Genomic DNA, 15,341 nt, shown 5'->3' with positions numbered 1-15,341 from the left:
TAAAAAGTCATCCCCAAGCGAGGCTACGGCAAAGCACAAGTATGAAAGCCGCCAGCTCAAGCCATGATTTCTTGTCGTCACCTGTAAAATCTTACAGCTATGCACATCGCTCATTTTAAGGTTTCATAGCTCCGTTATACCTGATCGGGAGTAATTGTTTGCGGACAGCTACGCATCGCGCCGGCGTTAAATTCCTGATCAGATTGAAACCCGGAATAATAGCAGTGATACGCAAGATATTTTTGAGGTACGAGGGGTAAAAGCTCTCCGTTTTATTAATGAATTATCCAGTCGAAAACCATACCAGAGGCGCAGCGGACTCAAGCAAGGTAACGCATGAAAGGCAGCTTTTGCAAAGCGGGAATACGCACGGCACGACTCACGACACCCTTGAGCACAGTTTGAATGAAATTTACCTCTTCGATACCCAAACTCTGCGTTTCGAATATGTGAATCCTGTCGCCCAGCGCAATCTTGGCTATCACATGGCCGCGCTGCGACTGATGACCCCATTGGACCTGGAGCCCGCATATAACGAAAAGTCATTTCGGGGCATGTTGAAACCGCTGCTGTGCGGTGAAAAGGATGTTGTCATTTTTGAAGCATCACTTTCGCGCGAGGATGGCACGCGGTATCCCGTCGAGTTTCATCTACAGTTATTTACCCAGCAAGGCGGCCACGCAGCATTTCTGGCAATTGGTCGGGATATCACGACCCGGCAACGTGCCGAGATCGCATTGCGGGAGCGCGAGGAATGGTTTCACACCATGGTCAATACGATTCCACAACTTGCCTGGATTGCGAATCCTGATGGGTCGCGAACCTGGTACAACCAGCGCTGGTACGATTACAGTGGCGCCACCCGGGAGGAAATGGAAGGCTGGGGTTGGCAGAAACTGCACGATCCCGTGCTGCTGCCCCAGGTAATGAAAAGCTGGAATAATGCGATTGCCGCAGAGCAGGTATTCGACATGGAGTTTCCGTTGCGTGGAGCGGATGGTCAATTCCGCATATTTTTAACGCGGGCGGAGCCTTTGAGAAACAGTGAAGGCCATATAGTAAAGTGGCTAGGCACCAACACCGACGTGCACGATCAGCGTCTGGCGGAACAGGCTAGACGCGAAACTGAAAATCAGCTTCAAGTCGTGATGGAGAACATGACCGAAGGGCTGGTGGTGTCCGATTTTTCCCGCAAGCTGCTGCACTGGAATCGGGCCGCGCTCAAAATGCACGATGTCACCAGCGCAGATGAGGCGTTACGCGATCTTGACAGCTTCGCCAGTATGTACGAGTTGTCGACGCTCGATGGCGCTGTTCTGCCTGCCAAATTATGGCCTTTGATAAGAGTGCTTCAGGGTGAGCAGCTGCAAGACCTTGAGTTGCGGCTTCGGCGCTTAGATAGGGATTGGGTTAGGGTCTTAAGCTATTCCGGTGCCATTTCGCACTATGGCGACGGAAAGGGGCTGGCTTTTCTCACGATTAAAGACATTACCGAGCGTAAGCAGGCAGAAGAAGCACTGCGCGATGCAAAGATAAATCTCGAGTACAAAGTAAATGAGCGTACTGCCCAGCTTGTTGCGAAGAGCAAGGAGCTGGAGAATTTTTGCTATTCCGTCTCCCATGATCTGAGGGCGCCGCTTCGGGGAATAGACGGGTACAGCCGGCTTTTGCTGGAGAGCTATCATGAACGCCTTGATGAGGAAGGCCGGACTTTCCTGAAAAATGTGCGCGCTGCAACGAAACACATGACGGACTTGATTGAGGACCTGCTCGCATATTCCAAGCTTGAACGGCGAACGCCATCCTCCACCTCCGTCAGACTGTCTACGTTTATATCCAATCTATTGGGTCAATTTCAGGACCTCGTCGGAAACGTCGTGCTGATAGTCAAGGTCGACGATTTCCATGTCAATGCCGACCCCGACGCGCTTGCGATCGCTTTGCGCAATCTGATCGATAATGCGCTCAAGTTCTCCCGGCATGCCTCGCAGCCAGCGATTGAAATTTCTGCACAGGCCGGTGATGGCAACTGCATCATCTCGGTGCGCGATAATGGAATCGGATTCGATATGCGTTTTTACGACAAGATTTTCGAAATATTCCAGCGCCTCCATCGTATTGAGGAATATCCGGGCACCGGTATCGGCCTCGCGATGGTCCATAAGGCCATGGAACGGATGGGCGGGCGGGTATGGGCGGAAAGTCAGCTCGGCAACGGAGCGGTTTTTTTCCTCCAGTTGCCTTTGTCATGCCGGACCGGGGAAACCGTTCCCCACGCGGATCCAGGCTTAGTGTGAGCGATACCTTGCCAATTCTGCTTATCGAAGATAATCCGATGGATGTGGACCTTACCCAGCGCGCCTTTATCCGGCATAAGCTGGCCAATCCGCTCAGGGTGGCGCGTGACGGTCAGGAAGCGCTCGACCTTATCGAGGCATGGCAAGCAGGCGATATTATTCCCTCGGTGATACTGCTTGATCTGAAGCTGCCTAAAATCAGCGGACTGGAGGTGCTGCGCGTCATTCGGGCACATCCGATTTTCGGCACTGTCCCCGTCGTAGTGCTGACTTCTTCCGCAGAGGACGGCGATATCAATGAAGCCTACTCGCTAGGGGCCAATTCCTATATTGTAAAACCCGTGGATTTCGATAAATTCATCGAGGTGGCCCGGCAAATCGAGCTTTATTGGACTGTTCTCAACATGCACAGTTTTCCCAAGCGCGCATGAAGGTTCTTTACCTGGAGGATGATGCACTAGACGCCCATCTGGTGCGAATCGAGCTCGGAAAACGCGCGCCTGAAATTCATCTGGATATTGTAAGCACGTTGGCCGAGGCATTGGCGAGACTGGAGCGGTTCCACAGCGATAACGCAGAGAGTCCGATGAGGACCGCAGCCACGCAACCCATCGCGAGCGCCAATGCGGAAATCAATCATTATGATTTGGTTCTTACCGACCTCAACCTTCCTGATGGAAGCGGTAAAACCTTGCTTGCTCACATTCGCTCCTCGCGTTTGCCGCTGCCGGTAGTTGTTCTCACCGGCTCCGGGAGCGAGGAATTGTTACTGGCCTTGCTCCGCGCGGGCGCTGATGATTATGTCATCAAGGGAGGGAGTTACCTGGAGACGCTTCCTCTCGTGCTGCGGGCTGCGCTCGATAAATTCCATAGCGAAACATTTTGGCGTGCAGCCGCGCTCAAGGTGATTTTCGTTGACCCCAACACGCACGATGTCGATCTGACGAAGAGAGAGCTGGTTGCTTTGGCGCCGCATCTGAATATTGAATTTCTTCAGACAGCTGAGCAGGTATTCGACCGGTTTTCCATTAGCGGCTCACGCCCTGATATTGATGTCCTTCTCCTTGATTATCGTTTGCCCGGCGCTTCCGCTACCGACATTTTAAAGGAGCTCTGCCAGGTACGAGGACTTGATGTGCCTATCGTCCTCGTGATTGGGCCCGGTGACGAAGAAATTGCGCGGCAGTCTTTCAAGCTTGGGGCGGCCGACTACGTGGTAAAAAGCCCCGGCTATATTCAGCGTTTGCCAACGGTCATAGAAAACGTCTGGCTGCGAGCCGAATCGAATCGCAGAGAACGTGTGTTAAGGGAGGAGAGAACGCGTCTTTCTCTCGCCACGGAGGCTGCTGCGATCGGCATTTGGGAGTGGAATATCGCAACCAACGAGATTATCTGGGACGATCGGATGTACGACATTCACGGTGTTCCGCGCGGCAGTGCAATCACATTTGAAACGTGGAAGTCTTATATTCATCCCGATGACTTGACCGAGAAGGAAGCGCAACTAAATAAGATCAGAGAGGAGAACGGAAGCAGCCAGTTTGATTTTCGCATACAACAGCGACATGAACATGTGCGTCATGTTCATATCGCCAAAACTGTCAAAGTCGGGGAAAAAAACGAGCTGACTATTGTAGGGGCTGCCATCGACATAACCGAGCGTAAGCAAAGCGAGCTTGCTATTCAACAGCACGCAATGCAGCAGGGACTTATTGCGGCGTTCGGACAGAAGGCACTCGCTAGCGCAGACCTTGACGAGTTGTGGCATGAGGCAACGGTGATCGCGTCGGAAGGACTCAACGTTACTTTCTCCAAAGCGCTTCTGCTCTCGCCGGATCTGCGTTCGTTCAATCTTAAGGCGGGTTCAGGGTGGCAGGAGGGGTGGGTTGGCCGCTGCATCTCTTCCACATATGAGAACAGCCAAAACCGGTTTATTCTTGCCAGCCATCAGCCGGTGATCATAGGCGATTTTTGCACCGAATCTCGTTTCAAGCCTTCCAAAATTCTAAAGAGCCATCTTATACGCAGCGCTGCGGGGGTGGTGATCTCGGGTGCTGGCGGGCCCTACGGTGTGCTTGGCGCCTATGCCCGTGACCCTTATTGCTTCAGCGCCAGCAGCACCGATTTTTTGCGAAGTCTGGCAAATATTCTTGCGACCGCGATCGACCGCAAAAAAACAGAAGAACGCCTCACCTATCTGGCTCAGTTCGATCCCCTCACAGGTTTGCCTAACCGCAATCTGTTCCTCGACCGGCTGAAGCAGGCAATGGAGCATGCGCAACGTGACCACGAGCGCCTTGCTGTTGTTTTTGCCGATCTTGACCGATTCAAGATCGTCAATGACACGATGGGCCACGGCACAGGCGACAGGCTGCTCGTTCAAGTCGCGCAACGGTTGCAGCAATGCGTCCGTTCCTGCGATACAGTCGCGCGGCTGAGTGGAGACGAGTTCGGGTTTATCCTGTCCAGTCTCACCCATGCCGAGGACGCAACGGTGGTGGCGGAAAAAGTGATTGCTGCGCTCTCGCAATTGTTCGAGCTGGAAGGTCAGGAAGTTTACATTTCCGCAAGTCTCGGGATCAGCATTTTCCCGGGCGACGGGGATGACGCCGATAGCCTGCTAAGGAGCGCGGATACCGCCATGTTTCAGGCGAAAGAACAAGGTCCCGCAATCTATCAGTTTTATCTGCCGCAGATGAATGAGCGCGCAGTGGCTCGGTTAAGGATGGAAACTCAACTGCGCGGCGCGTTGGCGCGGCGTGAATTCGTGCTTCATTATCAGCCGAAGGCGAGCCTGGTCAGCGGCGAGATAACGGGTTTCGAGGCGCTGTTGCGCTGGCAGCATCCTGCGCATGGGCTTGTGCCACCCTTGCAATTCATTTCTGTCCTTGAGGATACGGGGCTGATTGTATCGGTCGGAGAATGGGTCGTCCAAACGGTATGTGAGCAGATCAGAAAATGGGAGCGGCAGGGTCTGCTTCTGCACCCGATCTCGGTGAATCTCTCGGCACGCCAGTTTCAGCAGCGAGATCTGGACGACGTTATCGGGAATACGCTCAAAACGACCGGGATAGATCCTCGCCTGCTCGAGTTCGAGTTGACGGAATCGGTTTTGATGAAAGAGGCAGAAGTAGCTGCCAATGCGCTCCAGAATCTGAAAGCCTTCGGAGTGCAGATATCAATGGATGACTTTGGAACCGGCTATTCGAGTCTCGCCTACCTGAAACGGTTTCCGCTCGACGTGCTCAAAATCGATCGCGCGTTCATCCGTGATGTCACGACCGATCCGGATGACGCAACCATCGCGGTTGCCATGATCAACCTCGCCCACAGCCTGGGGCTAAAGGTAATAGCCGAGGGAGTCGAAACAAGGTCGCAACTGGATTTTCTGATTAAACACGGCTGTGACGAGATGCAAGGCTACTATTTTTCACGGCCTCTTCCGCTTGAGGGCGCATCCAGAGCGCTGATCGAGGGCTACCGGCTGTCACTGAACGATAGGAATTGAACCGGGGGTGCGCCGCATGCCGCGGCAGCAGGCGCAAACGATGTCCTTTCCCCCGAGTCCGTTTGGCTGCGCGTAGCGGGCGCGATCCTCTAGTGGAAAATAATGAATCGCCGCACGTCAATGCAAAAAGCTCTTTCCCGATCTCGTGATATTTGTTAAGTTATCGTCCGGATACATCCCAGTCCGCGGGGAGGCGGATTGTTTTCCACAGATATGGACAGAATCAGAAATGAACAAGCTTATCGTGGCGCTTTGTCTTACGTTCGTATTCACGGGTAGCGCGGTTGCTCAGCAGCTCGGGTTAAAGTTGAAATCGCAAGCCGCGCTAATTATGGACGCGCAGCAGGAGCGCATTCTTTTCCACAAGAATCCGGACAAAGTAATGCCGATCGCTTCCATTACCAAGCTCATGACGGCGATTGTTGTGCTTGACGCGCAATTGCCGCTCGACGAGGAAATCTTCATAGAAGCGGCCGACGTTGACATTCTCAAGAATACACGTTCGCGCCTGCGCGTTGGAACAAGTCTCACCCGCGAGGAAATGTTGCGGCTCGCCCTGATGTCATCCGAAAATCGCGCCGCCGCCACGCTGGGACGGAACTATCCCGGTGGCACTCGCGCATTTGTGGACGCCATGAACCGAAAGGCATTCGAACTTGGCATGGGCAGCAGTTACTTTGTTGATTCCACCGGGTTGAACCGCGCCAACGTTTCCACCGCACGCGATCTGGCCAAACTGGTGAGTGCGGCATATGACTACGAGATTATTCGCGAATTCTCCACAACCGCTGCGCATGCCGTCGAATTCGAGGATGACGACCATAGCGTACAATTTGTCAACTCGAACAATCTGGTGCGTAGCACCAATTGGGAAATCGGCGTATCGAAAACCGGCTTTCTCAGCGAAGCAGGCCGGTGCCTGGTGATGCAGGCCAACATAACCGGCAAGCCAATCATTATTGTATTGCTTGACTCCCTGGGCAAGAATACGCGTCTGGGAGATGCAAACCGGATCAAAAAGTGGATGGAGATCGGTTTTGCGCGTAAAGTTCGCGGCTGACCGTACTCTAGATCCGCAGGTGGAGCGGCTAAACGGCTGGCGAGTGCGCGACAGGCCTGAACATCGCACCTGGAGCACCCCAACTTAGCCGCTGGTCGCGAAGGATGAATCACTGGCTCGGCATGGAAAACGCGTAGCCTCAAGTTGAGGATCAGGACGGAGATGTTCCGGAAAGGTGGTCTGGTCCTTGATCTACAGTACCTGGAATGCGAGAACAGCCACGATGGTCGGCGGAAGGGCGGCGGCCAGCAGTCCTAAGGGACGAATTGCCTCATCCTTGAACGAACCCTTGAGTATGGAGAAGCCCGCCGGGTTAGGCGCATTGGCGATTACCGTCAAGCCGCCTCCTGCCACAGCGCCGGCAACCAGCGAGTAACGAAAATCCGCGGTCGTACCCTCCAGCAAAGAACCAAGGTAGGTAAGGGCCGCATTATCCGTGATAGCGGTAAGCAGGGTGGCGCCGAAAAACAGTACCGTACTGTCCATTCCCGTCAATACCGGTTGCAGCCACCACTTCTGGTGCCCTCCAAGAACAATCAAGCCAGCAAGGAAAAAAGCGACCATAAGTCCTTCACGCAGGATGAGCCGGTCCTGGTAGCGTTCATACGCATGGGCAAAGCCGACGAAGAAGAGCAGTAAACCGATGAAGATGGCGGGGTGATGGGCAAACATCACGACTCCGGTCAGAAAGAATAGATGAACTGCGACCACCCAGGTCGGTGTTTGAGCGTGAGTGCTACGTGTTTCGCTATTTAGTGCCGACAGCTCGCGTTGAAACAGCAAAGTCGCGGCCATTGCGTTCACGAGTACCGCGAGCGCAGCCTTCCAGCCGAATGTGGTAAGCATGAAAGTAGAGTCCCATCCCCACTTTGCGGCCACCATGAGAACTGGTGGTGCTGCAAACGACGTCAATGTCCCGCCAATCGAGATATTAACGAAAAGTACGCCGAGAGTGACGTATTTGAGGCGCGCCGAAATATCCCTGGAATAGTAGCGCTCTAGCAGGATCAGGCCGGCGAGCGTCATAGCTGCGGGCTCGGTGATAAAAGACCCAAGCAGAGGGACAAAAAACAATGTTACGAAGTAAAACGCCTTGCCGTCCGGCCAGGGAATCAGCCGGGCAAGCGTCTTGACGCAAGTCATGGCGAACTGAAGGATGGGACGACTGCCCGAAATTACCATGATGGCGAATACGAACATGGGTTCCGTAAAGCTCTGCCCATCGATGTATGCCGTCGCCGCCTCCTTCCCGTCCGTGATCAGCATTGCCACCACCAGCACCATCGCCCAGAAGCCGAACACCACCTCGACCTCACCCAGAAAATGCCATATACCCGCGTGTGCCGGATGAGTGTGGGCGAGGCGCTGGAACCATTGTGTCGAGAAAGTGTGAATCAGCGCAATGCCGAACAGCATTGCGCCGATAACTTCAATAGGGGCTGGGGTCATCGTGTATCGCCGACCGGTTGGGTAGGATTAGACATCAACTTCACGTTAAAATCGCGGTACGTATACCGGTGGCCATGCGCTTGATTAACGCGAGAAACGTTATTACTATTTCATTGCGTCAAGATTCGCCTGCGCATCCGTATTCCCCTGCGCAGCTGCTTTGTTGAACCATTCCCTGGCCTTGGCCTCGTCCCTGGGCACACCTTCACCTGCGTAATGCATCACCCCAAGATTATTCTGGGCATCGACATTACCCTGGTCGGCCGATTTCCGAAACAACTCAACAGCTTTTGCCGAGTCTTTGGGGACGCCTTCGCCATTCGCATACATCAGACCAAGGTTGAATTGAGCAGGCGCATATCCCTGAGCAGCGGCGCGATGAAACCATGCCGCGGCTGTAGCTGGATCATTGCTTAGAATATTACCTGCGGCATCCTTGGAAATCGCTTCGCCTGTGTAGTACATCACGCCGAGGCCGGTTTGTGCCTTGGGGTCCCCAGCTTCCGCATCTTTCCTTAATTGCAGAAATTTTTCCTCCGGGGTTGAGTCACCTGCCTGGGCTGGCATGATCTGCTTCATTATGTCCGACTTTTCCTCGGGCGTTAGCGCCTCCTCCAGCACCGATGGAATCTGTTTCTCAGACGTGAATTCATCTGGCAGCTTTGTTTCGGTCTGTGGTTTGGGGGGACTTGCGGGAGGTTTTTCGCCGCATCCCGTAAGTATGAGCAACGATGCGGAGAGCAGCGCAGCAATGAGAATATTCATAAAATATGACGTCCTATAATGTCCTGCCGCACCAGGGGCGGCAGGAACACGTCCAGAAGAATCATAAACTATAATACATGTCGAACTCGACCGGATGGGTTGTCATCCGAAAGCGTGTAACTTCCTCCATCTTGAGCTCGATGTAAGCATCAATCATATCGTTTGAAAACACTCCGCCGCGAGTAAGAAAATTACGATCCTTATCCAGATTATCGAGTGCTTCATCCAGCGAGGCGCAGGGGTTGGGGATCTTCGCCGCTTCCTCAGGCGGGAGGTCGTATAGATTCTTGTCCATGGGATCCCCTGGATGGATCTTGTTCTGAATGCCATCGAGCCCAGCCATCATCAAGGCGGTGAAGGCAAGATAAGGATTTGCGGTCGGATCCGGAAAACGCACTTCGATACGCCGCCCCTTTGGGCTGTTGGCATAAGGGATACGCACTGCGGCAGAACGGTTACTGACCGAATAAGCGAGGTTGATCGGCGCTTCATACCCGGGGACGAGACGCTTGTACGAGTTGGTGCCCGGGTTGGTAATTGCATTCAGGGCCTTTGCATGCTTGATGATGCCCCCAATGTAATACAAGGCCATTTCGGAAAGTCCAGCATAACCGTTTCCCGAAAACAGGTTCTGACTTCCTTTCCAGATAGACTGATGCACATGCATTCCTGACCCATTATCGCCGACAATGGGCTTGGGCATGAACGTTGCCGTTTTCCCGTAGGAGTGCGCGACGTTGTGCACGACGTATTTGAATACCTGCGTCCAGTCGGCCCGTTTTACCAGGCTGCTATATTTCGTGCCGATTTCGCATTGTCCGGCGGTGGCGACCTCGTGATGGTGCACTTCAACTTCAATACCCAATTCTTCCAGCGCAAGGCACATGGCGGAGCGGATATCGTGCAGCGAGTCGATCGGAGGGACGGGAAAATAACCACCCTTTATACCGGGACGATGGCCAATATTACCGCCCTCGTATTTTTTTCCGGAACTCCAGGCTGCTTCTTCCGATTCAATTTTTACCGAGCAACCGGACATGTCTGCATGCCAGGTTACCGAATCAAAAATGAAGAACTCCGGTTCAGGGCCGAAGTATGCGGTATCGCCGATGCCGGTCGATTTCAGGTAAGCCTCTCCCCGCTTCGCCAGCGAACGAGGGTCGCGGTCGTAGCCCTTGCCATCGGAAGGCTCCACCACATCGCAGGTCATGAAAAGCGTAGCCTCGTCCATGAAAGGATCCGTCTTGGCGGTTTCCGGATCTGGTATCAGCAACATGTCGGAAGCCTGAACACCCTTCCAGCCGGCAATGGAGGAACCGTCGAACGCGTGGCCATCCTCAAGCTTGTCGGCGTCAACCGCGTGAGCGGGGAGCGTCACATGCTGTTCTTTACCTCGGGTATCAGTAAATCGAAGGTCAACAAATTTGACCTCGTTATCCTGGATCATTCTCAGTACATCGGCTAACGCCATTTTTTTCTCCGAACTACGTTTGCAGTTATACAAAGGATTTTGGAAACCTTTGAATCCAAGCAGGCACGATGCAGCTGGCGCCTAGGTTTGCCGATTATAAGGGCAACATTATATCAGCAGGAGCGTTCTTCGTTCTTGAACAGTTCGAGCCCGTTCCGCTGAATCAGGTTTTTGTGAGTAAGACCGGCTGGACACGGATCGCTTGAATGCACGAAGCCCGACATTGGCTTAGAAATCGACTACCATTGCATTTTCTATCACAACATTGGAACGCGATATGGAACCCATCACTGCGATATTGGAAAGGGCGCAGCAACGTGCCCAGGAAATGGATTTGCCATATGAAGGCGCGCTTCTTCCTGATGAAGCACTCACCCTGCTACAGGAGGCCCCGGACGCCAAGCTGGTGGATGTTCGTTCGAGAGCCGAATGGGATTGGGTCGGAAGAATTCCGGGCGCCGTTGAGATTGAGTGGCAGTCATACCCCGGTATGCGGCACAACCCAGATTTTACCAACTATCTTTCCAGCCAAATAGATAAGGAATCGCTGGTGATGTTCATTTGCCGCAGCGGAGGACGCTCCCATCAGGCCGCGGCTACCGCCACGGAGATGGGTTACACGAGTTGCTATAACATTCTCGAAGGATTTGAGGGTGAGAAGGATGCGAGCGGCCACCGTGGGACCAAGGGTGGCTGGAAGGCTGCTGGCCTCCCCTGGATACAGGGTTGAGCAGTGCGCCGCCATAGCCGGGAGCCTCGTCCATGATAATCAGGCTAGGCGGCTGACCATTCAACCGCACCGGAGTAGGCCGTGAACAGGACCACGATTCCGAATCCGATGCGGTACCATGCAAAAACCGTAAAATCGTGATGACTGATAAAACGCAATAGCCCGCGCACAGCCAGCAGCGCGCTGATGAACGAGGCCACAAAGCCGAGCATGAACACGCCGACATCATCAAACTGCAAAATGTCGCGGCTTCTGTAGACATCGTAGAAGGTGGCGGCAAACATGATCGGGATGGCGAGAAAGAAGGAAAATTCGGTGGCGGCTTTGCGAGACAGGCCAAAAAACAGACCGCCGATGATGGTTGCGCCGGAGCGTGAAGTGCCCGGTATCAGCGCCAGGCATTGCATTAATCCCACCTTGAGCGCATGTTTCCAATCCATGTCTTCCACTCGCTCGACTTCCACCACGTGCTTTCTGCGCTCCGCCCAAAGGATCAAGACGCCGCCGACGATGAAAGCTGTTGCAACCGGCACCGGATGAAACAGATACTGCTTGATGGTCTTGATGAACAGCAATCCCAGGATTGCCGCCGGCAGAAATGCGATCAGAATATTTAGAACAAACCGGTTGGCATCCTGCCGCGAGCCAACATCCGCGACGACACTTCCGATCTTTGCGCGATACTCCCAGCATACTGCCAGGATCGCGCCTAGCTGAATCACGATAGTGAATACCTTGCCCTTCTCGTCGTTGAAGTTGAGCAAGTCACTCGCCAGGATGAGGTGGCCTGTAGAGGAGATGGGGAGAAACTCGGTCAGCCCCTCGACAACACCGAGGATCAATGCCTTGAAAAGCAGTAGCCAGTCCATTCGCAACTATCGGTCCAGCATCGGTTGATGCCGGATATTGAATGTATGGGATTGAGTCGACATATTCCGTGACAATGGACTTTTCCAGTTCAAAGAAATAGGCTGTGGAAAATCGTCGTAGCGACAACCTCGGCATTATCGCATTGAACCGTCCTTCAGACTCAAGAATACTCCCGAGGCGGCTTTAATCATTCCCGACCGGGGTGTCCGCCACCAACGCCGGTATTGATATTTCAGGCGATAAAAAATCGCAGCTGACGGGTACGGCGATTGCCTAGGGTGCAAGGACACGACGATATGCCACAGGTTGTAGGGTGACGTCGTAGCGCAATCGTGCAAATAATTAGGAAATCAGGCGGAGGGACGCCAGGCACGCGTTGTATCGATTGACTCATGCCGGCTAAGCTTTGCCATAGATTTCTCCACCTTTAGCCACAAATTCCATCGATTTCTCTTGCATGCCTTTTTCCAGGGCATCGTCCTCGCTTACTCCCTGGCTGGCAGCAAAGTCGCGCACATCCTGAGTTATCTTCATGGAGCAGAAGTGGGGGCCGCACATGGAGCAGAAATGTGCGAGTTTCGCGCCTTCCTGCGGCAATGTTTCATCATGGAATTGCTTGGCCTTATCCGGATCAAGGCTGAGATTGAATTGATCGGCCCAACGAAACTCAAACCGGGCCTTGGATAGCGCGTTGTCGCGGATCTGGGCGCCGGGGTGGCCTTTGGCAAGGTCGGCGGCGTGTGCTGCAATTTTATACGTGATAATCCCGTCCTTCACGTCATCCTTGTCGGGGAGACCAAGGTGTTCCTTGGGGGTAACGTAACAGAGCATGGCCGTGCCGTACCAGCCGATCATGGCCGCGCCAATTGCGGATGTAATGTGGTCGTAGCCCGGGGCAATATCTGTGGTCAATGGGCCCAACGTGTAGAAGGGCGCCTCCGCACAGTGCTTCAACTGCAGGTCCATGTTCTCCTTGATTAGGTGCATGGGGACGTGGCCGGGGCCTTCGATCATCACCTGCACGTCGTGCTTCCACGCGATCTGTGTCAACTCGCCGAGGGTCATCAGCTCTGCGAATTGTGCTTCATCATTGGCGTCGTAGATGGAGCCGGGACGAAGCCCGTCACCGAGGGAAAAACTGACGTCATAGGCTTTCATGATTTCGCAAATTTCCTCGAAGCGGGTGTAGAGGAAACTTTCCCGGTGGTGGGCGAGGCACCACTTCGCCATGATGGAACCACCGCGTGACACAATCCCGGTCAGGCGCTTTGCCGTCATCGGAACATAGGCGAGCCTGACGCCGGCATGGATCGTGAAGTAGTCAACGCCCTGCTCAGCCTGCTCGATCAGGGTATCGCGAAAAATTTCCCAGGTAAGGTCTTCAGCCTTGCCATCCACCTTTTCCAGCGCCTGATAGATCGGAACGGTGCCAATGGGCACTGGGCTGTTGCGAATGATCCACTCCCGCGTTTCATGAATATTTTTGCCGGTGGAGAGGTCCATCACAGTATCTCCACCCCAGCGGATCGCCCACGTCATTTTTTCCACTTCTTCCTGAATGCTTGAACCGAGCGCGGAATTGCCGATGTTGGCGTTGATTTTCACCAGAAAATTGCGCCCGATGATCATCGGCTCGGATTCCGGATGGTTAATGTTCGCAGGGATGATAGCGCGGCCCCGGGCCACTTCTTCGCGTACGAATTCCGGCGTGATGTGCTGAGGCAAAAAAGCGCCGAAATCGTGCCCCGGGTGCTGGCGGGTCAGGAGTTCGCGCCGTTCCGTAATGAGTTGTTCGCAGCGTTGATTTTCGCGTACGGCGACGAACTCCATTTCCGGGGTAATGATGCCGAGCCGAGCATAGTGCATCTGCGTCACGTTGGCCCCTGGTTTGCCACAGCGGGGGTGGCGCTTCAAATCAAAACGCATTTCCGCAAGCTTAGGGTCTGCCAGGCGCTGTCTGCCATAGGCCGAAGCCGGACCGGAGAGTCTTTCGGTGTCATTGCGCTCATCGATCCATTTCTCGCGCAGCGGCGCCAGACCCGACCGGATATCGATTTCTATTTCCGGGTCGGTGTAGGGTCCGGACGTGTCGTAAACATAAATAGGTGGATTCTGTTCCGCGCCCATGCTTGCGGGTGTGTCGGACTGGCTGATTTCGCGCATGGGAACACGGATATCGGAGCGGGCGCCGCTTACATAAACTTTACGGGAATTGGGCAAGGGTTGGACCGCCCCTTCGTCCACGTGTGCGGTCTTGCTCGAGAACGCCCCAGGCAGGTGCGCGGCGTTTAAAACTGTTGCATTCATGGTACGCTCCTTTAAGTGCCAAGTGCCGTGAAGGAGCGGGACGAAAAAATCCCAGCTTCCCTACGGCGGCATTATCCGTGTCAGGTATTGAGGGACTGTCTCACCGGTTCCCGGATTCGGGAACGGACCCCTAGCTGCTGCTGTGAAGCTAATGGAAATATGGAATAATTGCAAGTCTGTGATGATATTTTAATAGGGCTGGACATGGATCTCGAACAAACCCGGTTTAACATGGTGGAGCAGCAGATTCGTACATGGGACGTGCTGGATCAGGAAGTTCTCAAATTACTGTTCGAGCTGCGGCGAGAGGAGTTTGTTCCTGCGGCTTACCGTTCTCTGGCATTTGTGGATATGGAAATTCCGCTCGGTCATGGTGAAGTAATGCTCGCTCCCAAGCTGGAAGCGCGCATTCTGCAGGAGTTGCAGGTAAAAAAAACGGACAAGATTTTAGAGGTGGGTAGCGGTAGCGGTTACCTGGCCGCGCTGCTGGCCAAAAAGGGTGAGTATGTTCATAGCGTGGAAATTGTGCCGGAACTGAAGGCCATGGCAGAGAAAAACCTCCAGGCTCACGATATCGCCAACGTCCTGGTCGAAAATGGAGACGCTGCCCGCGGCTGGCCCAGCCACGCACCGTATGACGTGATTGTGCTGACGGGCTCTACGCCGGTTTTACCGGAGGCGTTTCAGAAAAGTCTCCGGACTGGTGGACGCCTGTTCGCGGTGGTTGGCGACGTACCGGTGATGCAGGCTATGATCATCAATTGCCTGACACAGGAAAAAGAGGGGACACCGGGCGCATATAATACCGTAGGTTTGTTTGAAACCTGTATTACGCCCCTTAGAAACGCGCAACAGCCCGCGAGATTTACTTTTTGATTTTCCAC

General features: G+C 53.9%; 11 protein-coding genes and 1 riboswitch. Of the genes, 6 read left to right on the top strand and 5 right to left on the bottom strand.

The window, feature by feature from the left end:
* Positions 1-278 precede the first annotated feature (278 nt).
* From BM022_RS08895 to pbpG, 4 genes are all read left to right on the top strand, one after another.
* Complete coding sequence (locus BM022_RS08895; RefSeq protein ID WP_091138613.1) at positions 279-2,297, top strand: PAS domain-containing sensor histidine kinase; 2,019 nt, start codon at positions 279-281, stop codon at positions 2,295-2,297.
* On the top strand, positions 2,294-2,728 hold the full coding sequence (locus tag BM022_RS08890) for a response regulator (RefSeq protein ID WP_256209079.1): 435 nt from the start codon (positions 2,294-2,296) through the stop codon (positions 2,726-2,728). The genes BM022_RS08895 and BM022_RS08890 overlap by 4 nt, the downstream gene beginning before the upstream one ends.
* On the top strand, positions 2,725-5,805 hold the full coding sequence (locus BM022_RS08885; protein ID WP_091138610.1) for an EAL domain-containing protein: 3,081 nt from the start codon (positions 2,725-2,727) through the stop codon (positions 5,803-5,805). The genes BM022_RS08890 and BM022_RS08885 overlap by 4 nt, the downstream gene beginning before the upstream one ends.
* Before the next feature lie 229 nt (positions 5,806-6,034).
* Positions 6,035-6,865 carry a D-alanyl-D-alanine endopeptidase gene (pbpG, locus tag BM022_RS08880; protein ID WP_091138608.1) on the top strand — a complete coding sequence of 277 codons (831 nt, stop codon included), beginning with the start codon at positions 6,035-6,037 and terminating at the stop codon, positions 6,863-6,865.
* A 192-nt stretch (positions 6,866-7,057) separates the two neighbouring features.
* On the opposite strand, the gene BM022_RS08875 is transcribed toward pbpG, so the two are convergent.
* The 3 genes from BM022_RS08875 to glnA all read right to left on the bottom strand — a co-directional run bounded on the left by BM022_RS08875 (position 7,058) and on the right by glnA (position 10,550).
* The gene (locus tag BM022_RS08875; RefSeq protein WP_091138606.1) at positions 7,058-8,314 is read right to left on the bottom strand and encodes a putative Na+/H+ antiporter; all 1,257 of its coding nucleotides are present in this window, start codon (positions 8,312-8,314) and stop codon (positions 7,058-7,060) included.
* Between the two features lie 105 nt (positions 8,315-8,419).
* Positions 8,420-9,079 (bottom strand): tetratricopeptide repeat protein, encoded by a 660-nt coding sequence (locus BM022_RS08870; RefSeq protein ID WP_091138605.1) that lies wholly within the window; start codon positions 9,077-9,079, stop codon positions 8,420-8,422.
* A 61-nt stretch (positions 9,080-9,140) separates the two neighbouring features.
* A complete protein-coding gene (gene glnA, locus BM022_RS08865) occupies positions 9,141-10,550 on the bottom strand; it encodes a type I glutamate--ammonia ligase (RefSeq protein WP_091138603.1) in 1,410 nt (469 codons plus the stop codon).
* Between the two features lie 277 nt (positions 10,551-10,827).
* Between glnA and BM022_RS08860 the strand changes: the two genes are divergently transcribed.
* Entirely contained in the window at positions 10,828-11,280 is a 453-nt protein-coding gene (locus BM022_RS08860) for a rhodanese-like domain-containing protein (RefSeq protein WP_091138601.1), read from the top strand.
* Positions 11,281-11,324: 44 nt separating this feature from the next.
* On the opposite strand, the gene BM022_RS08855 is transcribed toward BM022_RS08860, so the two are convergent.
* Both BM022_RS08855 and thiC read right to left on the bottom strand, forming a co-directional pair.
* Positions 11,325-12,149, bottom strand: a complete 825-nt coding sequence (locus BM022_RS08855; RefSeq protein WP_091138600.1) for an undecaprenyl-diphosphate phosphatase — start codon at positions 12,147-12,149, stop codon at positions 11,325-11,327.
* Positions 12,150-12,549: 400 nt separating this feature from the next.
* A complete protein-coding gene (gene thiC, locus BM022_RS08850) occupies positions 12,550-14,457 on the bottom strand; it encodes a phosphomethylpyrimidine synthase ThiC (protein WP_091138598.1) in 1,908 nt (635 codons plus the stop codon).
* Between the two features lie 40 nt (positions 14,458-14,497).
* A riboswitch (TPP riboswitch) is annotated at positions 14,498-14,599 on the bottom strand.
* Positions 14,600-14,661: 62 nt separating this feature from the next.
* Here thiC and BM022_RS08845 point away from each other — a divergent pair.
* The gene (locus tag BM022_RS08845) at positions 14,662-15,333 is read left to right on the top strand and encodes a protein-L-isoaspartate O-methyltransferase family protein (protein WP_091138597.1); all 672 of its coding nucleotides are present in this window, start codon (positions 14,662-14,664) and stop codon (positions 15,331-15,333) included.
* Positions 15,334-15,341 lie beyond the last annotated feature (8 nt).

The organism is Nitrosospira sp. Nsp14, from assembly GCF_900113575.1.
Lineage (GTDB): Bacteria > Pseudomonadota > Gammaproteobacteria > Burkholderiales > Nitrosomonadaceae > Nitrosospira.
The sequence above is the reverse complement of the archived record's forward strand: the minus strand, read 5'-3'. Positions and strand labels throughout refer to the sequence as shown.